Source organism: Parasulfuritortus cantonensis (assembly GCF_004337445.1).
Lineage (GTDB): Bacteria > Pseudomonadota > Gammaproteobacteria > Burkholderiales > Thiobacillaceae > Parasulfuritortus > Parasulfuritortus cantonensis.
Map to the genome: position 1 here is coordinate 21731 of NZ_SJZB01000032.1, position 23935 is coordinate 45665.

Here is a 23935-nt window from a genome sequence, read left to right on the forward strand (position 1 = left end):
ACCGAACTTGCCTCTCGGATATTAGCAGGCCCCGACCGGGCCTCGCTGGCCGAAGGCAGCAACCGTTAAGGGAACCATCCTATGGCTCAGAATGACAGCGTGCCGCAGCAGACGGTGACAGTAAGCAGCTACACCCGGGGCATCGTCGGCCCCGGCAACAAGATGTTGGGCCCGGTCGCCAGCGGCGGCACCATCCGGGTCGGCACCCCGCCGGGGTGCTGGGGGCCGATGATCACGCCCAAGTTCCAGGGCGGCCACGAAGTGTCCCAGCCGGTCGCCGTCGACGGCGCCGAGATCGGCGATGCCGTGGCGATCAAGATCAAGACCATGGAAGTCACCTCGCTGGCCACCTCGTCGGGCGTCATGTCCTTCGTCGAAGGCAGCTACCTGGGCGATCCGTTCGTCGCCAAGCTCTGCCCCAACTGCGGCACCATGAGCCCGCCCACCCACCTCGAGGGCATCGGCGACCACGCCGTCCATTGCGACGTCTGCGGCGCCGAGGTGAACGCCTTCCGCTTCGCCAACGGCTACGTGATCGTGCTCGACCAGGACAACCAGGTCTCCCTGACGGTCGACAAGCGCATCGCCGACAAGCTGGCCGAGCAGGCGAGCGAGAAGTCCTGCCTGCCGGCGGCGGCCGAGCAGCATTCCATCCTGGCCCTGGCGCGCGCCGACATCGTCGGCCTGCCGGCCCACATGCAGCCGTTCCTCGGCAACATCGGCACCACGCCCTCGAAGGACATGCCCGACTCGCACAACGCCGGCGACTTCGGCGCCTTCCTGGTCGACGCCCCGCACACCTATGCGATGACCCAGGAGGAGCTGGACACGCACAAGACCGACGGCCACATGGACACCAACTCGGTCCGCGCCGGCGCCATCGTCATCTGCCCGGTCAAGGTGCCCGGCGCCGGCATCTACATGGGCGACATGCACGCCCAGCAGGGCAACGGCGAAGTGGCCGGCCACGCCACCGACGTGTCCGGGGTCACCGAAGTCGAGGTCGAGGTCATCAAGGGCCTGGCGATCGACGGCCCCATCCTGCTCCAGCGTCCCGACGACCTGCCGCCCATGGCGCGGCCGATGAACGCCGCGCAGCGCGCCGCGGTCCAGGCGCTGGCCAAGCGTTACGGCCAGGCCACCATCGAGGAGAACGCCCCGATCACCTTCATCGGCAGCGGCCGCACGCTCAACGAGGCCACCCACAACGGCGTCGACCGCGCCGCCCGGACCACCGGCCTGGCGCCGGACGAGATCCTCAACCGTGCGACGATCACCGGTTCCATCGAGATCAGCCGCCTGCCCGGCGTCGTGCGCGTCACCTTCATGTGCCCGATGAGCATCATCGACCGCCTCGGCATCGGCCATCTCGTGCGCGCCCAGTACGGCCTCGACGGCAACTGACACCCTTCCCCCTTTCCCACTCAAGGAGTTTTCCATGAATGCACCCGCTGAACTGCGCTGGGCGGCGAAGTACCCGGAACTGGGTACCGGCCCGATCCCGGTCGAACCCTGCGTCTCTCCCGAATTCTTCGAAAAGGAGCGCCAAAAGGTCTTCATGAAGACCTGGCTGAAGGTCGGCCGCGTCGAGGAGATCGCCAATCCCGGCGACTTCAAGGTCAAGAAGCTGGCCTTCGCCAAGACCTCGGTCATCCTCATCCGCGGCAAGGACGGCCAGATCCGCGGCTACCACAACACCTGCTCCCACCGCGGCAACAAGGTCATCGTCGAGACCGGCGAGGAGACCTTCGGCCGCAACAAGGCCGCCGTGGTCACCTGCCGCTTCCACGGCTGGGTCTACAACGCCGAGGGCAAGCTGGTGCAGGTGCCCGAGGAGGAGAAGTTCCACGCCTGCTTCGAGCGCGAGAAGAATTCCCTGACCGCCGTCCACACCGACGTCTGGGAAGGCTTCATCTTCGTCAACCTCGACCCCGCCGAGAGCGTCGTGCCCCTGAAGGAATACCTGGACGGCATCGGCACCCACCTGGCCGGCTTCCCCTACCACGAGATTTCCGAGTGCTTCAGCTACTACACCTACCTGGACTGCAACTGGAAGGTGGCGCACGACGCCTTCGCCGAGGCCTACCACGTGGCGACGATCCACGCCGGCTCGTTCCCGAACGTGTTCTCGTCCGGCCTGCAGAACGTCGAACTGTTCGGCCCGCACCGCACCACCGCCATCTGCCTGTCGCTGAAGAACGATCCGACGCCGGTGGCGAAGATCGCCAACGCCCTGGCGACCGGTTCCCTGGTGGCCCGGCGCGGCACCTCGATGCTGCCGCCCTCGGTCAACCCCGAGCGCCGGGAAGACTTCTCGTTCGAGCTCTCGGTGCTCTTCCCCAACCTGCTCCTGCACATCTCCGAAGGCATCTGGTTCACCCACCAGTTCTGGCCGATCTCGCATAACCGTACCCTCTGGGAAGGCAAGTACTACGTCCGCCCGGCCAAGACCAACAGCCAGCGCTGGGCCCTCGAACACGCGCAGTGCCTGCAGCGCAACGCCTGGCTGGAGGACACCGCGACCATGGAAGACACCCAGACCGCGCTCGAATCCGGCGCCAAGCAGTGGATGCACCTGCAGGACGACGAGGTCCTGATCCGCCACGGCTACCACGCCCTCGAAGCCTATATGGAAACGAAATAAGGAATCCGATCATGAACGACCTGTCCCTGCCCAAGTCCTTCGAAGTGCTCGAACCGCTGGTCGCCAGCTGGGCGCTGCCGACCCAGAACGCCCGCCAGCAGAAGCGGATCAGCGCCAGCAAGGGCGAGCTGCGGGCCTTCTACGAAGCCATGCTGCCGCGCCTCGAAGACATCCTCGCCTACGTCGACAAGTATCCGCTCGGCGAATTGCCGCCCGAGGCCGAACGCCTGTTCTGCCTGGCCCTGTCGCTGGCCGAGGTGGCGCCGCACATCGAGCTCTACGGCGGCAACCCCAAGGTCCCGCACAGCTTCGACGAAACCCGTTTCGTGGCCGACCACGGCGCGCTGGCCGTCTGACATGGACACGCCAGCCGCCCTCGCCGACCGCATCGCCCGCCTCGAGGACATCGAGGCGATCCGGGCCATGGTCGCCACCTACGCCCTGGGCGCCGACCGCAACAACGACCCGGCGATCCTCGGGCCGTTGTTCGCGGACGACGCCGAGTGGGTCTGCGAAGGCTTCGGCCACTACCGCGGCCGCCGCGAGATCGCCGACGAACTGGCGCGCATCGGCCGGGAGGCCATCCGCTGGTCCCTGCACTACATGGTCTCGCCCCTGGTCGAGGTGGCGCCGGACGGCCGTTCCGCCCGGTGCCACTGGTACCTCTGGGAACTGGCCAGGGTGGCGGACGGCGAGGCCAACTGGATCGGCGGCTGGTACGAAAGCACGCTGAGCAAGGCGGCAGGCAGCTGGTCGTTCAGCCACGTCAGGCTGCACCTGAAGTTGATGAGTCCGCACGCCGAGGGCTGGAAAACCCTGCCGTCGGCGAACTGAATCCAGATTGAACAGAGGTCTTAGACTATGCGAAAAATTTCCATCATCGGCGGCGGACAATGTGGCCTGTTATTGGGCTTCGCGCTGCTCGACAAGGGCTATCCCGTCACCCTGTACACCGACCGCAGCGCGGAACAGGTCCTGAACAGCCGTATCCAGAGCACCGCCTTCATCTTCGACAGCGGCCTCACCGTCGAACGCGAGCTCGGGCTCAACTTCTGGGAGGACCTGGTCCCCTACGGCGAAGGCATGCACGTCGATTTCCGCGGCCCGGACGGCAGCATCGGCCTGACCGTGCAGGGCCGGCTGGACGAGCTGCGCGGCCAGGCGCTCGACCAGCGCACCAAGTTCTCGCGCTGGCTGCAGGAATTCCCGCGCCGGGGCGGCAAGCTGGTCATCCAGGCGGTCTCGGTCGCCGACCTGGAGAAGATCGCCGCCGAAAGCGACCTCACCATGGTCGCCGCCGGCAAGGGCCAGATCAACTCCCTGTTTGCCCGCGACGACGAGCGCAGCGCGCACGCCAAGCCGCCCCGCAACCTGGCCGCCATGCTGCTGACCGGCCCGAACCTGCTCGGCGACCGGCCCTGGCAGCGGGTGCCGTTCCGGCCCCTGCGCTTCAACTTCGTGGCCGGCGCCGGCGAGTTCTTCTCGCTGCCCTTCTACACCCACACCAAGGGCGAATGCCGCAGCTTCCTGTTCGAGGCGATCCCCGACGGCCCCATGGACCGCTTCCAGGACGCCAAGGACGGTGCCGAGCTGCTCGAGATCGCCCGCCAGGTGACCGCCGAATTCGCGCCCGACGACCTGCATCATTTCGACGACGCCAAGCTGACCGATACCGATGCCTGGCTCAAGGGCTCCTTCGTGCCGACCATCCGCAAGCCGGTCGGGCAATTGCCGTCCGGCGCCCAGGTGATGGCCATCGGCGACACCGCGGCGCTCAACGATCCGATCGCCGGGCAGGGCTCGAACAACGCCATCCGCATGGTGCGCCACCTGGTGGCGAGCATCGTCGGCAACGGCACGGCGGCGTTCGACTCGGCCTGGATGAACGCCACCTTCGAGGCCTTCTGGGACAGCTCGGCGCAATACACCACGGCCTTCACCAACGCCCTGCTCAACCCGCCCGGCCCCGCCGTCATGGAGGTGCTCGGCGCCGCCTCCGTGCATGCCCCGGTGGCCGACGCCTTCATGCGCGGCTTCGACAATCCGCGCAACTACTGGCCCTGGATCGCCGACCTGGAAGAGGCGAAGCGCTTCATCGCCGGAAAGGTGGAACGCTGTGCCGCATGATGCCGCCATCCACGCCTGGCAGGGCGAACGCTCGGACGCCGACCCGCGTGCCCTGCGCCAGGCCCTGGGCTGTTTCGCGACCGGCGTGACGGTCGTCACGACCGTGACGCCGGACGGCCGCAAGGTCGGGGTGACCGCGAGTTCGTTCAACTCGGTGTCGATGGAGCCGCCCCTGATCCTGTGGAGCCTGTCCAGCCGCTCGCCCAACCTGTCCGCCTTCCGCGACGGCAGCCACTTCGCCGTCAACGTCCTGGCCGCCAGCCAGGTCGACCTGTGCAACCGCTTCGGCCGCCCGCTCGACGACAAGTTCGCCGACCTGGAGGTGGCCGCCGGCCTCGGCGGCAGCCCGCTCCTGCCGGGCGCGGTGGCGCAGTTCGAGTGCGCCTGCGAGGCCACCTACCCGGGCGGCGACCACCTGATCATCCTGGGCCGGGTCCTGCGCTTCCGCTGGTCCGAGGAGACGCCGCTGCTGTTCTGCCAGGGTCGCCTGGGCGCCGCGGCGCCGGCCGCGCCGGCCCTGGCCGCTTGAGGAGAAAGACATGCAAGGACTGAAAGACAAAGTGGCCATCGTCAGCGGTGGCTCGACGCTGATCGGCGCCGCGGTCGCACGCGCCTTCGTCGCCCAGGGCACGCGGGTGGTGGTCGCCGACATCGACCAGGAAGGCGGCCGCGCCCTGGCCGCCGAACTGGGCGAGGCGGCCCGCTTCGTGACCACCGACGTGGCCGACGACGCGGCCATCGAGGCCTGCGTGGACGACACGCTGAAGGCCTTCGGGCGCATCGACTTCCTGGTCAACGTGGCCGCCCTCTACGCCGACCAGGGGCCGCTTTCCCCGCGGGCCGACTGGGAGAAGGCCTTCGCCGTCAACCTGTTCGGCGCCGCGATGTTCCTCAACGCCTGCCGGCCGCACATGGCGCCGGGCAGCGCGGTGGTCAACTTCGGCTCGACCAGCGCCAGCGTCGCCCAGGCCGGGCGCTGGACCTATCCGGCGAGCAAGGCCGCGGTGCTGCAGCTGACCCGCAGCGCGGCATTGGACCTGGCCGGCGCCGGCATCCGCGTCAACGCGGTGTCGCCGGGCTGGACCTGGTCCGGCATCCTCGACCAGATCTCCGGCGGCGACCGGGACAGGGTCGAACGCGTCGCCCGCCCCTTCCACATGCTCGGCCGCATCGGCGATCCCGCCGAGGTCGCGGACGCCGTCCTGTTCCTGTGTTCCGGCCATGCCCGCTTCATCACCGGAACCAACCTCGCGGTCGACGGCGGCTACACCGCCCTCGGCCCCGAGCAAGCCCTTTCCCCCATCACGGAGCTCCTGTCATGACCCACGCTATCTTCAAGCCCAGGCCCGCGACGGCCGTCCTCGGCGCCCTGACCCTGCTCTGCGCCGCCTCCGCGCAGGCGACCAACGGCACCATGCCGCACGGCTATGGCATCAAGGCCCAGGGCATGGGCGGCGTCGCCATCGCCCTGCCCCAGGACGGCCTGGCGGCCGCCAACAACCCGGCCGGCATGGCCTTCGTCGGCAACCGCCTGGACCTCGGCCTGGCCGTGGTCATGCCCAAGCCGGAAGCCAGCTTCGGCGGCGTGCAATACGACGGCGACGGCGACAAGGCGATTCCGATCCCCGAGTTCGGCTACAACCGCGTCCTGGACGACCGCCAGTCGGTCGGGGTGTCCGTCTACGGCAACGGCGTCAGCACCAAGTACGACACCTCCATCCTGGGCGGCCCCGGCAGCGGCGACGACGGCGCCCAGCTGACCCAGATCATCGCCTCGCCGACCTATGCCTACCGCATCACGCCCCGGCAGGCGATCGGCATCTCCGCCGACCTGGCCTACCAGCGCTTCCGCGTCCAGGGCGTGCCGGACAGCACGGGCGTCGAGGGGCAGGGCTACGACAGCTCCACCGGGGTGGGCTTCAAGGTCGGCTGGCTGGGCCAGGTCTCCGAGCAACTGACCCTGGGCGCCATGTATTCCTCCCGCGTCCGCATGGGCAAGCTGGACAAGTACCGGAACCTGCTCGCCAATTCCGGCCAGTTCGACGTGCCCGAGCGCTACGGCGTCGGCTTCGCCTGGCGCCCGACCCAGGACCTGACCATCGCCGGCGACGTCCTGCGCATCAACTGGGGCGACATCGATTCCCTGGGCAACGCCCTGACCGATGCCGAGCCCGGCTTCGGCTGGCGCAACCAGACCGTCTCGCGCCTCGGCGTCGCCTGGCAGGCGCGCCCGGACCTGGTCCTGCGCACCGGCTACAGCCATGGTACCCAGATCGTCAGTTCGGACAGCGCCACCCTCGACTACCTGGCCCCGGTGACGCCGCAGCGGCACCTGAGCCTGGGGGCGACCTGGACGCTCGACGCCCAGAACGAGATCTCCTTCGTCTACGCGCGGGCCTTCGGCAGCAAGGTCGACGGCACCGGCCCGAGCACGGGCGTCAGCGTCGACATGGCGCAACACTGGGTCGGGGTCGCCTGGGGGCGGCAACTGTAACGGTCTGCTCGGCCGGGACGGGGCGCATGCCCGTCCCGGCCAGGAGGAAATCATGAAAATGCTATGCAACACGGGCGACGTCCCGGCCGGCGAAAGTCGCCGCATCGAACTGCCGGGCCGGCCGCCGCTGGCCGTCTTCAACCTCGACGGCAGCTTCTACGTGACCGACGACACCTGCACCCATGGCGACGCCTCGCTGTGCGACGGCGAGATCGACACCGACGACGGGGTGGTCGAGTGCCCCTACCACCAGGGCGCCTTCGAGATCGCCACCGGGCGTCCGGCCGGGGCGCCGTGCACGGTCGCCCTGCGCGTCTATCCGGTCGAGATCCGGGGCGAGGCGGTCTACGCCGCCGTCGAGGAGGTCGAGACGGCATGCCCCTGATCACGGTGAATGACGGCGAGGCCGCCTTCGTCTGCGAGCCCGGCGATACGCTGCTGCGTGCCGGCCTGCGCAGCGGGGTCGGCCTGCCCTACGAATGCGGCGTCGGCGCCTGCGGCTGCTGCCGCGGCGAGGTGGGGACCGGCGAGGTGATCGACCACTGGCCGGCGGCGCCGGGGCTTTCCGACCGGGATCGGCGCAAGGGCCGGATATTGGCTTGCCAGTGCAGCCCGGTCGGCGACGTCCAACTGCGCCTCCGGCTCGACCCGGCCGCGGTCCCGGCGATTCCGCCGCGGCGCCGGACGGCCACGCTGGTCGCCGTCAACGACGTCACCCACGACATCCGGGAGTTCGTCTTCAGGAGCGAGGAGGCGGCCGCCTTCCTGCCCGGCCAGTTCGCCTTCCTGTCCCTGCCCGGGGTCGAGCGCGAACGCGCCTACTCCATGGCCAACCTGGCCAACGACCGGGGCGAGTGGCGCTTCTACATCCGCCGGGTGCCGGGAGGCGACGCCACCGGCAGGCTTTTCGATACGCTCAAGCCGGGCGCCGAGGTCGGCCTCGACGCTCCCTACGGGCAGGCCTACCTGCGGGCCGAGAGCCCGCGCGACATCGTCTGCATCGCCGGCGGCTCGGGCCTGGCGCCCATGCTCTCGGTGACCCGGGGCTACGCCGCGCGCACGGCCCGGGACGGCCGCCGCCTGGACTTCTTCTATGGCGCCCGGACCCCCGCCGACGTCTGCGGCCAGGCCGAGCTCGCCATGCTCCCGGGCTATGGCGAGGACCTCGGCTTCCAGGTCGCCGTCTCGGACGCGGAGGCGGCCCAGGCCGCCGGCTGGACCGGCCGGACCAGCCTGGTGCACGAACTGGTCGAGGCGACCCTGGGCGACCGGCTGGGGCAGTGCGAGTTCTACCTGGCCGGCCCACCCGGCATGATCGAGGCGCTGCTGCAACTGCTGCAGACCAAGCACCGCATCCCGCCCGAACGCATCCACTTCGACCGCTTCTTCTGACCGCCGGGGCGGCCGCGGCGGACGCTCAGTCGAGCGGGGCCGGCACCACCCGCACGGGTTCGTTCAGCTTGGCCATGAGCAGGCGGCGGACGCCGCCCAGGGTCTGGCCGGCCAGGCTGCAGGTGGTGCATTTGCCGGACAGGCGCAGGAAGACCCGGTCGCCCTGGACGTCGACCAGTTCCAGGTCGCCGCCGTCGCGCTGGATGCCGGGACGGGCGGCCTCGACGGTCTCCCGGATCAGGCGCAGGCGTTCGGCGGGGTCGAGTTCGGTGACGGTGGCGTCGGACATGATGGGCCTTCCTCTCGTTGACGCGCCTGGTGCTGGCGCAGGCTCAGGTTGTCGGGTCGCTGGTAGACCCGGTCGTACAGTTCCAGGGCGGCCGTCAGGGCCGCGAGCGGCGCCTCCCCGGCCGCCTGCTCGACGACCAGCCAGCCGTCGTAGCGGCTCGCGGCCAGGTGGCGGCGCAGGGCCGGATGGTCGACCGCGCCGCTGCTGCCGAGCGGCGCCAGGCCGGGCTCGTCGGCGACGAACAGGTCCAGGCGGCCGTAGATGGCGGCGAACACGGCATGGCCGGATTCGCCGTTGGCGGCCAGGGCGGCGGCGTTCAGCTGCAGGCCCAGAGCCGGGTGGTCGATGGCGTTGGCGAGCATCCGGCATTCCTGGGCGGTGTGGCAGAACTCGCCCGCCGCGGCCGCCATGGGTTCCAGGCACAGCACGGTGCCGTGCGCCTCGATGCGCGGCAGCACGCGTTCGAGGACGGCGGCCAGGCGGGTCCAGGCGCGCGGCTTGGCGAGCCCGCCGCGCCGGCGCCCGGCCGCCAGGGTGAGGGTGCGGCCGCCCAGGTCGCGACAGACCGCCGACAAATGCACGATGTGGGCCTCGGCGCGCTTGGCCTCGGCCTGGTCGCCCAGGAGGTTGAGTTCGGGGCGGCCGCGGAACAGGCCGCCCAGCCCGACCACGGCGAGCCCGGCCCGGGCCGCGCCACGCCGGTAGCGTTCCACCTCGGCGGCGGCGAGGCCGTACCAGGTGTCGCGCCAGGCGTGGTCGGGCACCACCGTCAGGCCCCCGATGCCCAGGCCGGCCAGGGCGGGCAGGAGGTCGAGCTGGCCGGCGGCCGGCAGGCCCAGGTTGCTGGCGGCGAGGCGCACGGGGGGATCAGGCCCGGGCCTGCCAGGACTCGTCCTCGACCCAGGGCTCGCGGGCCATGGCCGCGAAGCGGTCGGGCCGGCGCGTCTGCGCCCGGTTGGCGGCGCGCACCACCCAGGACATGCCGCCGTGGTCGAGGGCCGCGGCGATCTCGCGCAACAGGCTCTCGATGTCCTGGCCGTTGCGCGCGATGACCGGCTGGATGCCGGCGCCCATCAGGCGCTTGAGCGACGAGTTGCCGATCGCCACGGCGTAGACGGCGGCGCATTCCTGGAGGAACTCCAGCTTGGCGGTGACCTTGTCCTCGCGTTCCTGGGGGTCTTCCGGAATCACCGGCTCGCCCAGGTAATTGGGGTCGTCGGGACTCAGTTCGGGCACGGCGTAGTCCTTGAGCTGGCCGCGCATCTCGCGGCGCGCGAACTGGCCGACGCCGAGCAGTTCGGCACTGTCCGGGCCGACGTCGTAGAGGACGAAGGTCTCGGCGGCGCCGAAATGCAGGTCGACGTGGGTACGGTCACTGGATGCGAATGCGACTTTGATCATGGCGGTTCTCCGGTATCAGCAGCAGGGGTCGGCGCGGAAGCAGCCGGCGGCGTCGGGACCGCGCGGGGCGTCCGTGCGGTAGATGGAACGGTAGGGCGCGATCTCGTTGCGCTGGCCGGCGAGCAGGTTGGCCAGCTCGAACAGGCTGTCCCGGCTGCCGGCGTAGCCGACCCGGGCGCGGGCATGGGCGCCGTACTGGTCGTGCAGCGGGAAGCCGGCGCGCACCAGCGGCTTGGCCAGGCGCAGCGCCGAGGGGGCGGCGTGGGAGTTGCCGACGAGCAGGTCGACGCCCAGGCTGCGGGCCATGGCCTCCAGGTCCTCGAGGTCGCCCACGACGACCTCCTCGGCCGCGACCCGCTGCAGCGACGGGGCCTGGGCGGCCGCCACCGCGACCGGCGTCGCGGCGCCGAGGCCGGCCAGGTAGTCGGTCCAGGCCAGGAGCAGGTCGGGGTCGGCGGCGACGGCGACGCGGGCGCCGCCGAGCGGGAAATGGCAGTCGACCATGGCGTCGGCGAGCTGGGCGCGCGCCCGTTCGATGCGTTCCGGCACCGGCCGGCCGGTGATGTCGACCAGAGCCTGGGTGAAGGCGTCGCAACGGGCCAGGCCCATCAGGCTGTCGAAGCGGTAGTCGGGCACCCCGGTGCGCGCCTTGAGCAGGTCGGCGGCGCGCGCCATGGAGGCGCCGATCACCAGGGTCGCGGCCGACTCGCCCAGGCCGGCCAGCTCGCCGCGGCCGATGCCGCCGGTGGTCAGGTCGCTGTAGCCGCCGGCATCCAAGTGGCCGTCCAGCGCGGTGCCGAGGTCGGGCAGGATGCGCGCGCGCAGGCCGAAGGCGGCGAGCCAGTCGCGCACGGCGTCGACGTCGCCCGGACTGAGCATGGAAGCGGCCAGGACGTTGACCTGGTCGCGCAGCCGGCCGGCCTGGCGGGTCTCCGGCACCAGGTTGACGATCATGGCCTCGACCGCCAGGGCGTAGCCCGACTCCAGGCAGCCCTCGGTGTCCGGAGTGTTGACCGGCACCACCGCCAGGCCGGCGAACTCGGGCCGGCCGGCGCGGAACTCGGCCAGGCAGCGCAGGATGTCGACGCCCTGGGTCTCGGCCAGGCCGGTGGTGACCAGGCCGACCACCTCGGGGGCGTGCCGGGTGGCCACGGTGGCGAGCGCCTCGACGACGTTGTCGTCCGCACCCATGACCGTGACCGTATGGTCCATGGCCGTGGTCTGCAGGGGGATGGGCTCGCGGAAGTGGCGGGTGAAGAACACCTTGCTGAAGGCGGTGCAGCCCTGGGCGCCGTGCTCGAGCGGCACGGCGCGCGCCAGGCCCATGAAGGCGAGGCTGGCGCCCATCGGCTGGCTGACCCTGAGCGGGTTGACGGTGAGGGCCTTGTTGGACTGGCGGATGGTGGGCATGGCGGCCTCCCGGGGTTCAGGCGACCAGGGCCAGGCGGGGCGCCGTCCAGGACGGCCGGGCGCGCACCTGGGCCCAGATCGGGTTGGCGATGGCGTGGCCGAGCTGGCGCGCCAGCTCGACGATGCCGGCGTAGCCCTCGTAGCCGAAGTCGCGTTCGTGGTTGATGTCCAGGAAGGGCAGCTTGGACTTCAGGGCCGGATACAGGTAGCGGCCGCCGGCGATCAGGATGTCGACGCCGTAGTCGCGGCAGGTGGCCATCAGGGCGGCCTGGTCGTTGTCCTCGATCATGCGGGCGTCGGCGCCCATGAGGGCGCGGATGCGCGCCCGGTCCTCCTCGGTGGACTTCTCGGTGCCGGTGGCGACCACGTCCATGCCGAGGTCGTGCAGGGCCGAGATCACCGACCAGGACTTCACCCCGCCGGAGAAGATCAGCGCCCGCTTGCCGGCCAGGCGTTCGCGCCAGGGCGCCAGGACGGCCCGGGCGGCGGCCTCCTCGCGGGCGATCAGCGCCTCGGTGCGCCGGGCCAGGTCGGGGTCGCCCAGGCGGGCGGCGATGTCGCGCAGGGCCTGGGAGGTGTCGGCGATGCCGTAGAAGCTGCCCTCGAAGAAGGGCGTGCCGTAGTCGTCCTCAAGGCGGCGGGCGACGTTGAGCATGGCCTTGGCGCAGACCACCATGTTGAGTTCCGCCCGATGCATGGTCTGGACCTCGTGGAAGCGCACGTCGCCGGCCAGGGTGCACAGGATGCGCAGGCCGAGCTCGTCGAACAGGGGCGCCACCTGCCAGAACTCGCCGACGATGTTGTATTCGCCGATCAGGTTGATGTCGTGCACCCGAATGCCCGGGCGCTGGGCCGATTCCGGCACCGGGTCCGGCTCGCGCGTGCCGATGACGTGCTTGTACAGGGTCTCGCCGGCGATCCGGTTGCCGAAGTTCTTGCTGCCGTAGAAGCCGGCGCAGTCGACCGGCACCACCGGCACCCCGAAGCGTTCGGCGGCGGCCTTGGCCAGGGCCTCGATGTCGTCGCCCTGGAGGGCGGTGATGCAGGTGTGGTAGACGAACACGGCGGCCGGGTCGTACTTGTCGACGGCCTCCTTGACGGCGTGGAACAGCTTCTTCTCGCCCCGGCCCATGACCACGTCGATGCCGGACAGGTCGGTGGTCATGCCCATGCGGTACAGGGTGGCGCCCGAGGACCGGGTGCCGCGGGCGTCCCAGGAGCTGCCGGCGCAGCCGATCGGGCCGTGCACGATGTGGGCGGCGTCGGCGATCGGCAGGAGGGCGATCTGGGCGCCGTCGAAGGCGCAGCCGCCCTGGGTGGCGCCGGGCTTGCCCTTGGCGCAGCCGGTCTTGCCCTTGGCATTGTGCGCGCAGGCCGGCTCGTCCATCAGGGCCTGAATTTCGCTGGGGGTCATGGCGGTTCTCCGATTCCTCGATGCAACCGCCTTCGCAAGGCCCGTGCCAGTCGTCCCGGCGGGGCGGGAAGCCCGCCCCGGCGCCGTTTCCGGCCGGATCCGGGAAACCGGCGCCCGAACGCGCGGTTCGCGCCGGTACGATTTTCAGCGATGTGTACGCGCCGGAACGCTCAGCGGAAATCCTTGTAGCTGAGCTTGTAGCGCTCCATGCGCAGGCCCAGCACGCGCCGGGTCAGGCCCAGGCGGGTGGCGGCGTCGGTCATGTTGCCGTGGCTGATCTGCAGGGCCTCGACGATCATCTCGTACTCGACCGCCGCCAGCTTGGTGTCCAGGCTGCCGGCGTCGTCCACCTCGGACACCACCGGGGCCTGCAGCGAGGGCGGCAGGTGGTAGCCGTGGATGGTGCCGTCCTCGGCCAGGATCACCGCCCGTTCGACCACGTTCTCCAGCTCGCGCACGTTGCCGGGCCAGTGGTAGCACTGCAGCATGTTGAGGGCCGGGGTGGACAGGCGCTTGATCTCCAGGCCCAGTTCCTCGGAGAACACGCGCACGAAGTGGTCTGCCAGCATGACCACGTCGCTGCCGCGCTCGCGCAGGGGCGGGATGGTGATCGGGAAGACGTTGAGCCGGTAGTAGAGATCCTCGCGGAAGCCACCCTTGGCGACCATGTCCGGCAGGTCGCGGTTGGTCGCCGCCAGGATGCGCAGGTCGACCTTGATGGGCGTGTTGCCGCCCACCCGCTCGAAGGTCTTCTCCTGCAGGACGCGCAGCAGCTTGGCCTGCATGGGCAGGGACAGTTCGCCCACCTCGTCGAGGAAGATGGTGCCGCCGTGCGCCTCCTCGAAACGGCCCTTGCGCTGGGCCGTGGCGCCGGTGAAGGAGCCCTTCTCGTGGCCGAACAGTTCGCTCTCGATGACGCTCTCGGGCAGGGCCGCGCAGTTGAACTTGATGAACGGCCCGGAGGCGTTCGGCCCGCTGTAGTGGATGGCGCTGGCGACGCGTTCCTTGCCGACGCCGGATTCGCCCAGGATGAGCACCGTGGCCTTGGCCCGGGAGACCTTCTCGATGAGCGCATAAACCTCCTGCATGGCCTTCGAGTTGCCGATGATGTTGGCCGGCTTGAACTTCTCCTTGAGGGCGTTGCGGAGCCGGTTGTTCTCGTCCTCCAGGGCGCGCCGCTGCACCTTGTCGACCAGGAACAGCTCGACCGCCTGGGCCGTGGTGGCGGCCAGGATGGCGAGGATTTCGACGTCGAGGTCGAGCAGGCGGTTGTCGTCGTAGATGCGCTCGGCGCAGATGGTGCCCATCACCTTCCTGCCGCGCAGGATCGGCACGCACAGGAAGGACAGGGGCGAGTCGGCGATCTCGCCGCGGCCGCCCACCCGGTTGAGGAAGTTGGGCTCCTCGCCGATGCGCGGCACGACGATGGCGCGGCCGGTCTCGACCACCTTGCCGGTGATGCCCTCGCCCAGGAAGTAGACGCCGCGCGCCTCCTCCTCCTCGGTGAGGCCGAAGCTCTCGTGGATGAATATCTTGCCGGACTCGGTGTCGTACAGGTTGACCATGCCCCGGATCACCTTCATGTGCCGGCGCATCAGGCGGAGCAGGATGTTCAGGGTGCCGGACAGGTCGCCGCTGGAGCTGGAGATCTGGCTCATTTCGTAGAGCAGGGGCAGCAGGTTGGTGCGGCACTCGCCCAGGTTGCATTCGCACAGGTGTGGTTCTATCGCCATGTCCATTCCTCAGGCCGCTTCCCGGCCGTGCCAGGTGCCGGCCAGCGCGCGCCGGCGCAGCAGGTAGCGGAAGTTCACGGCACGGGCATCGGTCAGGACGTGTTCCGACAGGGCCTCGACGGCATCCTGGTATTCCCGCGCCAGTGCCCGGTAGAAGGCCACGACGCGCACGCCGTAGGGGGTGAGCGAGGTGCCGCCGCCGCGGCGGCCGCCGACGTTGCGGACCACCAGCGGGCCGGGCGCCTGGCGGTTCATGGCGTTGACCTCGTCCCAGGTCCACTTGTAGGACATCGCCATGGCGCGCGCGGCGCCCGAGATGGAGCCGCAGCGCTCGATGCTCTCGAGCAGGCGGACCCGCGTCTCGGTCAGGAACACCCCGGATGCGGTATTCACCGAAAAGGTACATTGCAAACAAGGAAGGGTAGCCACCGTTCTCCTCGCCAAAAAAGGTTTTGAGCCGTTCGATATGTCACTGTACTACATAACGGTCACGTAGCAGGAACCGTACCAGCTCGCGGTGGGAAGGGCGGTCGGGGTGCCGCCCCGGACGTCGGGGCGCGATGCCCGGCAGGGCCGGGTGGGAAACCTTCGGAGACCAGACTAGTCTACCGTCCTACATCAATATCAAGTTGTTCTGAGCGTAGATAATACATATATAACAAACACTTACTTTATAATCACTGCTGCTTGCAATGCGGAATCAAGATCATATGACACAAATAAATCCAAAAATCGATGGTTTTTTAATGTTGTTAACTTGAACGTCATTTTTGACCCCTGCTTTCACGTCGCAAGACAGCGGCGCGCCGCCTGCCGCAAGCACCTTCACATCAATCGGAAATTTCGGCTCCCCTTTGTTAACTAGTGCGGACGTGCTATTTGTTTATCGCCGCACTCCAAATCCATATTAAATAGCGCGCTCTGATTATTTATTGCGGAGTCTCTGCGCTCAATGCTATAAATGGCGTGTTCTCGCCATTTATAGGGCAGCCATGCGCACTATCGTCCACTCTCCGGAAGACATTGGCCTGCTTGTCCGCGCCACCCGTATTGCCCAAGGCATCCGCACGCAGGATCTGACAGGCACCGCCTCGGTACGCTTTCTGACCGACTTGGAAGCAGGGAAGCCCACCGCGCAAATCGGCAAGGTGTTGGCCGTACTGGAAGGACTGGGTATCCACGTCTATCTCGACATTCCCGACGATGTAACCCTGCCCGAGAATCTTTCCGACATACGCGGCAGGCGGATTTCGCGATGAGCACACGCGAACTGGTCGTCTGGCTGGACAGCGTGCGCGTCGGCAACCTATACGATGAAGGTAGCCATTGGTCATTCGCGTATACCGCCGAATGGCTGTCCGATCCACGGGGCTTCGATCTCTCTCCAGGATTGAAGCGGGCCGACTCACCCGTCGTTGACGGCAGCAACCAACGCCCTGTGCAATGGTTCTTCGACAACCTGTTGCCCGAGGAAAACGCCCGCCTCGCTCTGGCCAAGGCCGCCAACACGGACGTGGCCGATGCCTGGGGCTTGCTGGCCTGGCTGGGCGCCGAATCGGCCGGCGCGCTCACCCTGTTGCCACCCGGCGCCACCACCGGCGCGCCAGGCCAAGTCCCCCTGTCGGATGCCGAACTGGACCGCCGCATTCGTGACCTGCCGCGCCAACCGCTGCAAATGGGCGCGCCCAAGCGCATGTCCCTGGCCGGTGCCCAGGAAAAGCTGGCGGTCATCCTGACGGGTGACCAACTCTATGAACCCAGTGGCGGCAGACCCTCGACCCATATCCTGAAGCCTAACACCACCGCGTACGGATATCCCCATAGCGCCGTCAATGAATGGTTCTGCATGCAGTTGGCGGCGGCCTTGAAACTGCCGGTCCCTGAAACCCGCTTGTTGCACGTTCCCTCTGCGGTCTATTGCGTGGCCCGCTTCGACCGGCGCATCGATCCCGGTTCCGGCGAAACGCGTCGTCTGCATACCCTGGATGGCGCTCAACTGCTCTCGCTCTCGGGGCATTACAAATACGCCGAGAACAACCTGGATTCGCTACTCGCAATCATCGGTCACTGCCGAGCCAAGGTGCAGACCCGCCGCGACCTGTTCCGTTGGCTGGTGTTTAATGTACTGATCGGAAACGGGGATGCCCACCTCAAGAACCTGTCGTTCTATCTCGATGCCGGCGGCGTGCGGCTTGCACCGCATTACGACCTGGTCAGCACCGCCATCTACAGCACGCCGGACCTGGATCCACAGCCGCCCCACTGGCCGGAAGTGGCCTTGTCCATGCCCCTGGGCACCGCGAAGCAATTTGCTGAAATCCGGCGCGGAGAGGTCCTGCAGGCAGCCGAAACGCTGGCCATTCCAGCCAGGCTGGCGGCGGGCTATCTCGATGAACTGTTACGCCATATCCCGACACGGGCGGATGCGGTCCTGGAAAGCTACCGAGTGCTGGAAGGGATACAGGGAGAGATGCGGCACGGGGAAGAAAGGACCTTGAGGGCAATACGGCATATGGCGATTGCAGAGATGTCACGGCAACTGGCAGCCTGATCCGTCGCCTGTTACTGCCTTGGTTCGACTCACTACGGACGGAGCCGGGGTCCACGACCCAATCCATTCAATGGCCACTCAGGCGGTGATTTCGCGGTAGCATCAACAAAAGAAAGAAATGCCGTTCGTCGGCCAATACTCACGGAGGTAGTGTCGTGCTTAGATTATTTTTGCCTGTGGTTTTGCTGCTCGGAGTCACAGCCTGTAGTGCAAGCGGGCCTTCGGAAAGCGAGATTCTCAAGGCGCTTTCCGGCTATACAAACGCCAAAGGGTGCGCCACATCCGTGTTGTTCAAGACCTTCCCCGTAAAAGGATCATTTGCTGCGAGCAATCAAGGCATCTTGGATGCGTTCATCCACGTCGGGCTGATCGAGAAGACAGGTGGCGAATTTGCCCCGACCGCCCGAGGTAAGGCGGCCTACGACCCGAAGGTATCAGGCTTCTGCTATACGGATCACTACTTGGTGAAAGATGTCTCGGTAGTCAAGGAGGAGCCGAAGAGCAGCTTGCCGCCAGCCTTGTCCGGTGCGTGGTACGTGTCATTCAAGATTGCGCCGCAAAGCGTGGCCGACTGGGCAAAGGACCCACAACTACTCAAGGAAGCCAGCCTGGCAACGGTCGAGACGGTTGCAGGCACCCAGCAATTCACGGTACGCATGGCCAGGAAGGTGGGCGAGAACAAGCTCATCATCGCTGACCCCAGGTTTTCCTTCACGCCTGGCATCCACTTCAACATGGGGTGGAGTTTATAGCAGGCAAGCTGGCCAGCACGATAGTTGTGGTTTCGTTCCAGGATTTCGACTGCGAATGCGTCCGGATGCGGTCATCCCCGGCAGGGGGCGGCATCTTGAGGATGTTGGACCGATAGCCTGGCAGGACTGCTTTGACGTACGCAGGATGCCCAAGACAGAGCCTCCATGAACAACACGAATAAATATGCGGCCTATTGGCGTCACTCGCTCGCCGACGCTGAACTTGGAAAAGGCGCTTGGAAAAGGGCTGAGCTCGACAAGGAATTCACAGCGCGGCCATCGGACTCGCTGACGAATGGCGTCCTCGACGAGGACACATTGGCTGCCCTTTTCAAAGGCGAGCCCGACCACATCGAGGCGGTTGATCTCATCATCAAGCCTTGGGCATTCGTGCAGCAGTTTGCGCATGGCAAACGTCCCGGAGGCGGCCTGCCCGAGATCGTTACCCCGTTGTCCTGCACAGTTCGTGCCAATCGCTCTGGCGAGATGCTGCCGTCCGGCAAGACAGTAATTGCACGCGATATTCTCGATCCAGTCGATAGAGGCGCATTTGCCATCGGCCAGGTGTCGGCGATGGACGAATACCTGACCCGGCATGGTCATTCAATCAATCCTGAAGATGACCGCCCACATGCCGTGATATGGAAGGAATACCTGAACTACTGCACTCAATTCATGAATGCAGTCATCGGAGATTGGCCCCAGGACACCGACAAGCATGTGAAGGCAGGTACTTGGTATCTGAAGAAGGTGGACAACACGGGTTCGCCCAGCAAACACATCATCGCTGTCTACGATGACATCTGCCAGACGACGCCCGACGCCCCGCTGTTTGCCACCTATGCGCTTGACCGCACCACACCGGATGAGCCGTGTCGTGCGTCCGAGGCCACCTTTGGCAAGCGGCTCGGCCATTCGGGGGACGAACACCCATTGGCCGATGCCCAGCGCGACGCGCTTACCCATCTGGTGGTTTCCGTCCCTGGTGAAATCGTCGCGGTCAATGGTCCTCCCGGCACCGGGAAAACGACGATGTTGCTCTCGGCCGTGGCCTCCCTGTGGGCTCAAGCCGCTTTGGAGCAGGGCGACCCGCCTGTCATTGTCGCGGCCTCGACGAACAACCAGGCCGTAACCAACATCCTTGACGCGTTCGGCAAGGATTTCAAGGCTGGAAATGGCCCCTTTGCTGGAAGATGGTTACCCGACATCAAGAGTTTCGGTGCGTATTTCCCTTCATCCAGCAAGCTCGGCGAGGCCGCCGCCAAATACCAGACTCCGGGGTTTTTCGACACCGTTGAAGCCCCGGATTATTTTGCGTCGGCGAGCAAGGCGTTCATCACTGCCGGCAAGCAAGCTTTTCCAAGCCTGGCCAAGACAGATGTGTCCAGCATCGTCGAGGCGCTACACGCCGAACTACGCGCGGAAGCGGCCAAGCTCTCTCGAATGGCATCTACTTGGACCAGGTTTCAGGCGGAAAAGCGCAGTGCTCGGAATACGCTCGGCACCGATCCCTACACCACCTTGGGCCATCTCAAGAACGAAGCGGCGCGTGACGAAGCCTTGCTCAATGATGTTCGAAAGACGCTTAAGCACTGGAATGACCACCTCGCCAGCGAGTCCTTCTGGCTGACATTTTTCAGTTGGATTCCCGCCGTCGAGAAGAAACGCGTTGCCATGGCCCGGAGAGAACTTGGCACGATGGGCATCGCCATTGATGACGACATCCGCTCTGTGGACTCAATCAGCCATCAACTGAAGGGCCACGCTGCGGAGTTGGCCACGGCGGCGAGTAACAGCGCTGCCTGCGCCATGTCGGCTCAACGGGTCATTGACGCCTTTGAAGCGGCCTATCGTCACTGGAAAGGCTCCGTCAGAGAGATTGATAGCGAAGAGCACCCCATCAGGACATTGGCGGATGCCGACCGGAAAGCCGATACGACCATCCGTTTCCGGATGTTTCTACTGGCGACGCACTATTGGGAGGGCCGCTGGCTGCTGGAAATTGAGAAACTGGGTGCCCAGCTCGAAGAGTTGAAAGGCAAGAGAGGCCGGCAAGTCATCATGGACCGGTGGCGGCGGCGCATGATGCTGACACCCTGCGTCGTCAGTACGTTCTTCATGCTCCCGACACACCTTAAGTGCCGTCGCCGCGAGGGAGAAGGATTCACCGACGAATACCTTTACGACTTCGCTGACCTGCTCATCGTCGATGAGGCCGGACAAGTTTTGCCCGAAGTGGCGGGAGCCTCGTTCGCTTTGGCGAAACGGGCATTGGTCATTGGCGACACGCTGCAAATCGAACCCATCTGGGCAATGCCAGGCCCCGTTGATGTCGGCAACCTCATTTCCGCAGAAATCATGTCGCCAGCATCGCCTCGTACAGAATTTGAGCGTCTGCGCGAGCTTGGCATTACGGCATCCTCCGGCAGTGTGATGAAGATCGCCCAGAACGCATCCCGCTACCACTATGACCGCGACCTGGCACGCGGCCTTTTCCTGTATGAACACCGACGTTGCCTCAGCGAAATCATTGATTACTGCAACCAGCTTTGTTACCACGGGAAGCTGATTCCGAGCCGAGACGAGAACAAATATCCATCGAAGGTTGACCTCCCTGCCATGGGATATCTGCATATCGACGGCATGTGCACGCAGGGAAAATCGGGAAGCAGGCAAAACAAGGTTGAAGCCGAAACGATAGCCGCGTGGATCTCCGAGCATCGCGAAATGCTTGAGCAAGCCTACGGGGAACCGCTGCACAAAGTCATCGGCGTGGTTACGCCTTTTGCTGGCCAAGCTGGACTCATCTCCGCCGAATGCAAGAAACGAGGTATCGCAGTCGGTCCCGGCGAGTCGTCGATGACCATCGGCACTGTTCATGCGCTCCAAGGTGCGGAGCGATGGGTCATTGTGTTCTCCCCGACGTATTCGAAACACGCGGATGGCCGCTTCATCGACCGCAATACGAGCATGTTGAATGTGGCGGTTTCCCGGGCCAAGGACAGTTTCCTCGTCTTTGGGGACATGGACATGTTCAATCCCCGGTTGAAGCAACAGCCTCGGGGGTTGTTGGCCTCGCATCTTTTCCGCAGCATGGGTAATGAATTGAGCTACCCAGCAATTCAACGCGCGGACATGGCTGACTTGGGCGCGACCATTCAGGTGCTGCACGATGCCGAAGAGCACGATGCATTCCTGCTTGAAGCCATTGAATCGGCAAAGCGAGAGGTGTTGATCGTGACGCCCTGGTTCAAGCAAGAAAAACTTTCGGCCTCCGGCGTTCTTGACCCAATGCTCGCAGCGATATCGCGCGGCGTGAAGATCGCGATCTACACCGATCTGGAATTCAACCGTGGAAACAAAAGCGCGCAGGACCAGGAAGCGAATGAACGCACCTTGATGGAAGCCAGGGAGGCCCTGGAATCCTCCGGAATTCAACTGGTGATCGTCAACAAAGTCCACAGCAAGATCGTTGCCTGTGATGACGATCTTCTGTGCATGGGGTCATTCAACTGGTTCGGTGCGGCCAGAGAAGGGGATTACAAACGGCATGAAACGTCGCTCGTCTACAAAGGAAGCGCGGTCAGCAACGAAATCGTGATCAACCGCAACAGCCTTCAGGCGCGGCAGGACAAATTCACCGACAAACGGACTTAACCCTTGCCACCTCTCGAAATGAGAAAAGGAATTTCATGATGACTTTATCGGCAGTTGACGCACGACTCCGAGCAGTTGATCAGGCTATCGCCAACAATGGCCTGAGTGGGTTCCAGCCCAGCGAGTTCGGCCGCAACGTGTTCGAGCAATGGATCGGTGGCCACTGGACCACGGATGAGGCCGTGGCACTTGTCATTCAGCACTACCGGGATAACCCGATCCAGGACAGCGACAATGCTGCCCGAGAGAACCGGATGGGCCTGACGGACAGCCAGCAGCTTCGCTTGGCCGAAGCCGATATCACGGCCTTGCGGATGGCGGACCTCGATGTTGATCCTGCTTGATCAGGATGGCGTGCTGGCCGATTTCGAACGTGGTTTCCACGAAGCCTGGGATACCCGCATGGGTAACCTGCACCCAGCATTGCCGCTTGAGCAGCGGCGCGCCTTCTACGTCCGGGATGATTACCCGGACACCTACCGCAATGAAGTGGAGGCCGTCTATCATGCTCAAGGTTTCTATCGTGACCTACCAGTCATCTCAGGCGCTATCGAAGCCATACAGGCGCTTCTGGAGTTTGGCCATGACGTGCGCATCTGCACTTCACCGTTGAACCAGTACCGCTTTTGCCTGCCCGAGAAATACGAATGGGTTGAGCGAAACCTTGGCCCTGATTTCGTGCATCGAATGATCGTCACCAAGGACAAGACCGTCATCCTTGGCGACGTATTGGTGGACGACAAACCGTCCGTCACCGGCACGCGCACACCCGCTTGGCAACACGTGATCTTCGACCAGCCCTACAACCGTCAGGCCGACGGACCGCGAATGACGTGGGAGAACTGGAATGCGGTATTGGGAACAGTCAGGACTTTTGATGGCAAGCACTAGGTTTTTCAATTGAAAACCATCATTTTCGTCCGTCATGGGGAGAGTGTATCCAACGCCGGGGGAATTACGATGGCACACGATGCGATCCCTCTGAGCCCGCATGGGCGAATGCAGGCCGCAACACTTTCGGCGGTCTTATCTGTTTCACCCAGTCGAACCTTGGTGTCCCCCATGGTGCGAACAGGACAGACAGCTGAACCATTTTGCGCTCGCTGGGGCATACAACCCGAACAATGCTCCGCGCTGGCCGAATTTTCCGTGATCGATCCGGTATTGATTGACGGACTGAGCGGTGAAGAACGAAAACCTTTCGTGACCGCGTACTGGAACGCCCAGGACCCAAAGCTACGACAGGGGCCGATGGCCGATACGTTTCGTGAGTTCAACGAGAGAGTCAGCGAATTTATTAGGCTCATGCCGGACCTGCCGGATCGAACGGTAGTATTTGGTCATGGGATTTGGTTTGGCTTGCTGCACTGGCGATTACTGGGATATGGCGCCGACAGCGCCAGCGACATGGCCCGATTCCGGCGCTTCCAACAAGGACTTCCCATGCCGAATTGCGCCACCTTCTTGCTGAAGAACAACGAGGGGGTGCACTGGTGCATCACAGCCGATGAAGCCATAAACAAGGCAATTGCGGCAATCCCACGAATCTAGCTCACTCAGACCGAGTTATCGCGAAAGTTCGCCCCCCGAACTGACCGAGCCGTTCTACCCGGAAGGTGAAGACCGGCATTGCGAACTGTTCAGGTGCCCGGTCGGCGAGTTGTTTGAATGGATTCCTGAAGCCAAGCAGCCTGAGGGCAAACCTTAGCTCAAGGCGAAATAACTACACTCATGGCACAGAACGCGGGGGCCCAAACAGAAGGCGTACCGCGCGGCCCGAAAGAAGTTGGCGCGGGTTGGCACAAGAGGCGAATGGGTTAGTGCTAGCGTCACTAACCCATTGATTTATTGGCGCGCCCGAGACGATTCGAACGTCCGACCCCTGCCTTCGGAGGGCAGTACTCTATCCAGCTGAGCTACGGGCGCGTGGAGCGACAACCGGGCATTGCAATAGGCCAAGGACCGGCTTGCGAATGCCCCGGAAGGGCGCGAAGGATACCATAGGCGCCTTCCGGTTGGCATTGTTTTACTTCTATAATGCGGCGGTTTTGCAATCCCGCTGCAAAGGATA

The 23935-nt window shown here is 65.5% G+C and carries 24 protein-coding genes and 1 tRNA gene; 17 read left to right on the plus strand and 8 right to left on the minus strand.

Annotated elements, in window-relative coordinates; genetic code table 11:
- Positions 1–81: 81 nt before the first annotated feature.
- The 10 genes from EZJ19_RS08420 to EZJ19_RS08460 are packed head-to-tail and all read left to right on the plus strand — an operon-like array spanning position 82 to position 8657.
- Complete coding sequence (locus tag EZJ19_RS08420) at positions 82–1404, plus strand: acetamidase/formamidase family protein (protein WP_131446571.1); 1323 nt, start codon at positions 82–84, stop codon at positions 1402–1404.
- Positions 1405–1438: 34 nt separating this feature from the next.
- Complete coding sequence (locus tag EZJ19_RS08425; RefSeq protein ID WP_131446573.1) at positions 1439–2644, plus strand: aromatic ring-hydroxylating oxygenase subunit alpha; 1206 nt, start codon at positions 1439–1441, stop codon at positions 2642–2644.
- Positions 2645–2655: 11 nt separating this feature from the next.
- Positions 2656–3000, plus strand: coding sequence for a hypothetical protein (locus EZJ19_RS08430; RefSeq protein ID WP_206199371.1), 345 nt, complete (start codon positions 2656–2658; stop codon positions 2998–3000).
- A gap of 1 nt (position 3001) precedes the next feature.
- Positions 3002–3478 carry a nuclear transport factor 2 family protein gene (locus EZJ19_RS08435; protein WP_131446575.1) on the plus strand — a complete coding sequence of 159 codons (477 nt, stop codon included), beginning with the start codon at positions 3002–3004 and terminating at the stop codon, positions 3476–3478.
- Between the two features lie 27 nt (positions 3479–3505).
- Positions 3506–4771, plus strand: a complete 1266-nt coding sequence (locus EZJ19_RS16055; RefSeq protein WP_206199372.1) for a styrene monooxygenase/indole monooxygenase family protein — start codon at positions 3506–3508, stop codon at positions 4769–4771.
- Complete coding sequence (locus EZJ19_RS08440; protein ID WP_206199373.1) at positions 4761–5300, plus strand: flavin reductase family protein; 540 nt, start codon at positions 4761–4763, stop codon at positions 5298–5300. Before EZJ19_RS16055 ends, EZJ19_RS08440 begins: the two co-directional genes overlap by 11 nt.
- 10 nt (positions 5301–5310) lie before the next feature.
- Entirely contained in the window at positions 5311–6093 is a 783-nt protein-coding gene (locus EZJ19_RS08445) for an SDR family oxidoreductase (protein ID WP_131446579.1), read from the plus strand.
- A complete protein-coding gene (locus EZJ19_RS08450; protein WP_131446581.1) occupies positions 6090–7265 on the plus strand; it encodes an OmpP1/FadL family transporter in 1176 nt (391 codons plus the stop codon). The genes EZJ19_RS08445 and EZJ19_RS08450 overlap by 4 nt, the downstream gene beginning before the upstream one ends.
- Before the next feature lie 52 nt (positions 7266–7317).
- Positions 7318–7650, plus strand: a complete 333-nt coding sequence (locus EZJ19_RS08455) for a non-heme iron oxygenase ferredoxin subunit (protein WP_131446583.1) — start codon at positions 7318–7320, stop codon at positions 7648–7650.
- Positions 7641–8657 carry a 2Fe-2S iron-sulfur cluster-binding protein gene (locus tag EZJ19_RS08460; RefSeq protein WP_131446585.1) on the plus strand — a complete coding sequence of 339 codons (1017 nt, stop codon included), beginning with the start codon at positions 7641–7643 and terminating at the stop codon, positions 8655–8657. The genes EZJ19_RS08455 and EZJ19_RS08460 overlap by 10 nt, the downstream gene beginning before the upstream one ends.
- A 25-nt stretch (positions 8658–8682) precedes the next feature.
- On the opposite strand, the gene EZJ19_RS08465 is transcribed toward EZJ19_RS08460, so the two are convergent.
- The 7 genes from EZJ19_RS08465 to EZJ19_RS08495 all read right to left on the minus strand — a co-directional run bounded on the left by EZJ19_RS08465 (position 8683) and on the right by EZJ19_RS08495 (position 15297).
- On the minus strand, positions 8683–8946 hold the full coding sequence (locus EZJ19_RS08465) for a NifU family protein (RefSeq protein ID WP_131446587.1): 264 nt from the start codon (positions 8944–8946) through the stop codon (positions 8683–8685).
- Positions 8895–9806 (minus strand): sugar phosphate isomerase/epimerase family protein, encoded by a 912-nt coding sequence (locus EZJ19_RS08470; protein ID WP_131446589.1) that lies wholly within the window; start codon positions 9804–9806, stop codon positions 8895–8897. The genes EZJ19_RS08465 and EZJ19_RS08470 overlap by 52 nt, the downstream gene beginning before the upstream one ends.
- A 7-nt stretch (positions 9807–9813) precedes the next feature.
- A complete protein-coding gene (locus EZJ19_RS08475; RefSeq protein ID WP_131446591.1) occupies positions 9814–10347 on the minus strand; it encodes a NifB/NifX family molybdenum-iron cluster-binding protein in 534 nt (177 codons plus the stop codon).
- Positions 10348–10362: 15 nt separating this feature from the next.
- Positions 10363–11757, minus strand: coding sequence for a nitrogenase iron-molybdenum cofactor biosynthesis protein NifN (gene nifN / locus EZJ19_RS08480; RefSeq protein ID WP_131446593.1), 1395 nt, complete (start codon positions 11755–11757; stop codon positions 10363–10365).
- Positions 11758–11773: 16 nt separating this feature from the next.
- Positions 11774–13171 (minus strand): nitrogenase iron-molybdenum cofactor biosynthesis protein NifE, encoded by a 1398-nt coding sequence (nifE, locus tag EZJ19_RS08485; RefSeq protein WP_131446595.1) that lies wholly within the window; start codon positions 13169–13171, stop codon positions 11774–11776.
- 170 nt (positions 13172–13341) lie between these two features.
- Entirely contained in the window at positions 13342–14904 is a 1563-nt protein-coding gene (locus tag EZJ19_RS08490) for a sigma 54-interacting transcriptional regulator (RefSeq protein ID WP_131446596.1), read from the minus strand.
- Between the two features lie 9 nt (positions 14905–14913).
- Entirely contained in the window at positions 14914–15297 is a 384-nt protein-coding gene (locus EZJ19_RS08495) for a winged helix-turn-helix domain-containing protein (protein WP_206199374.1), read from the minus strand.
- A gap of 599 nt (positions 15298–15896) precedes the next feature.
- Here EZJ19_RS08495 and EZJ19_RS08500 point away from each other — a divergent pair.
- From EZJ19_RS08500 to EZJ19_RS08530, 7 genes are all read left to right on the plus strand, one after another.
- On the plus strand, positions 15897–16163 hold the full coding sequence (locus EZJ19_RS08500; protein ID WP_131446598.1) for a helix-turn-helix domain-containing protein: 267 nt from the start codon (positions 15897–15899) through the stop codon (positions 16161–16163).
- A complete protein-coding gene (locus EZJ19_RS08505; RefSeq protein ID WP_131446600.1) occupies positions 16160–17455 on the plus strand; it encodes a HipA domain-containing protein in 1296 nt (431 codons plus the stop codon). The genes EZJ19_RS08500 and EZJ19_RS08505 overlap by 4 nt, the downstream gene beginning before the upstream one ends.
- Positions 17456–17631: 176 nt before the next feature.
- Entirely contained in the window at positions 17632–18207 is a 576-nt protein-coding gene (locus tag EZJ19_RS08510; protein WP_206199375.1) for a hypothetical protein, read from the plus strand.
- A 165-nt stretch (positions 18208–18372) separates the two neighbouring features.
- On the plus strand, positions 18373–21864 hold the full coding sequence (locus tag EZJ19_RS08515) for an AAA domain-containing protein (RefSeq protein ID WP_131446602.1): 3492 nt from the start codon (positions 18373–18375) through the stop codon (positions 21862–21864).
- A 35-nt stretch (positions 21865–21899) separates the two neighbouring features.
- Positions 21900–22208, plus strand: coding sequence for an antitoxin VbhA family protein (locus EZJ19_RS08520; RefSeq protein WP_131446604.1), 309 nt, complete (start codon positions 21900–21902; stop codon positions 22206–22208).
- Entirely contained in the window at positions 22192–22755 is a 564-nt protein-coding gene (locus EZJ19_RS08525) for a 5' nucleotidase, NT5C type (protein WP_131446606.1), read from the plus strand. The genes EZJ19_RS08520 and EZJ19_RS08525 overlap by 17 nt, the downstream gene beginning before the upstream one ends.
- 9 nt (positions 22756–22764) lie before the next feature.
- Complete coding sequence (locus EZJ19_RS08530; RefSeq protein WP_131446608.1) at positions 22765–23415, plus strand: histidine phosphatase family protein; 651 nt, start codon at positions 22765–22767, stop codon at positions 23413–23415.
- 298 nt (positions 23416–23713) lie between these two features.
- On the opposite strand, the gene EZJ19_RS08535 is transcribed toward EZJ19_RS08530, so the two are convergent.
- Positions 23714–23790: transfer RNA gene (locus tag EZJ19_RS08535), tRNA-Arg, on the minus strand.
- Positions 23791–23935 lie beyond the last annotated feature (145 nt).

Bases quoted from the DNA above. Each gene is read 5' to 3' on its own strand.
- EZJ19_RS08420 (WP_131446571.1), top strand. From the start codon at position 82: ATGGCTCAGAATGACAGCGTGCCGCAGCAGACGGTGACAGTAAGCAGC.
- EZJ19_RS08425 (WP_131446573.1), top strand. From the start codon at position 1,439: ATGAATGCACCCGCTGAACTGCGCTGGGCGGCGAAGTACCCGGAACTG.
- EZJ19_RS08430 (WP_206199371.1), top strand. From the start codon at position 2,656: ATGAACGACCTGTCCCTGCCCAAGTCCTTCGAAGTGCTCGAACCGCTG.
- EZJ19_RS08435 (WP_131446575.1), top strand. From the start codon at position 3,002: ATGGACACGCCAGCCGCCCTCGCCGACCGCATCGCCCGCCTCGAGGAC.
- EZJ19_RS16055 (WP_206199372.1), top strand. From the start codon at position 3,506: ATGCGAAAAATTTCCATCATCGGCGGCGGACAATGTGGCCTGTTATTG.
- EZJ19_RS08445 (WP_131446579.1), top strand. From the start codon at position 5,311: ATGCAAGGACTGAAAGACAAAGTGGCCATCGTCAGCGGTGGCTCGACG.
- EZJ19_RS08450 (WP_131446581.1), top strand. From the start codon at position 6,090: ATGACCCACGCTATCTTCAAGCCCAGGCCCGCGACGGCCGTCCTCGGC.
- EZJ19_RS08455 (WP_131446583.1), top strand. From the start codon at position 7,318: ATGAAAATGCTATGCAACACGGGCGACGTCCCGGCCGGCGAAAGTCGC.
- EZJ19_RS08460 (WP_131446585.1), top strand. From the start codon at position 7,641: ATGCCCCTGATCACGGTGAATGACGGCGAGGCCGCCTTCGTCTGCGAG.
- EZJ19_RS08465 (WP_131446587.1), bottom strand. From the start codon at position 8,946: ATGTCCGACGCCACCGTCACCGAACTCGACCCCGCCGAACGCCTGCGC.
- EZJ19_RS08475 (WP_131446591.1), bottom strand. From the start codon at position 10,347: ATGATCAAAGTCGCATTCGCATCCAGTGACCGTACCCACGTCGACCTG.
- nifN (WP_131446593.1), bottom strand. From the start codon at position 11,757: ATGCCCACCATCCGCCAGTCCAACAAGGCCCTCACCGTCAACCCGCTC.
- nifE (WP_131446595.1), bottom strand. From the start codon at position 13,171: ATGACCCCCAGCGAAATTCAGGCCCTGATGGACGAGCCGGCCTGCGCG.
- EZJ19_RS08490 (WP_131446596.1), bottom strand. From the start codon at position 14,904: ATGGCGATAGAACCACACCTGTGCGAATGCAACCTGGGCGAGTGCCGC.
- EZJ19_RS08500 (WP_131446598.1), top strand. From the start codon at position 15,897: ATGCGCACTATCGTCCACTCTCCGGAAGACATTGGCCTGCTTGTCCGC.
- EZJ19_RS08505 (WP_131446600.1), top strand. From the start codon at position 16,160: ATGAGCACACGCGAACTGGTCGTCTGGCTGGACAGCGTGCGCGTCGGC.
- EZJ19_RS08515 (WP_131446602.1), top strand. From the start codon at position 18,373: ATGAACAACACGAATAAATATGCGGCCTATTGGCGTCACTCGCTCGCC.
- EZJ19_RS08520 (WP_131446604.1), top strand. From the start codon at position 21,900: ATGATGACTTTATCGGCAGTTGACGCACGACTCCGAGCAGTTGATCAG.
- EZJ19_RS08525 (WP_131446606.1), top strand. From the start codon at position 22,192: ATGTTGATCCTGCTTGATCAGGATGGCGTGCTGGCCGATTTCGAACGT.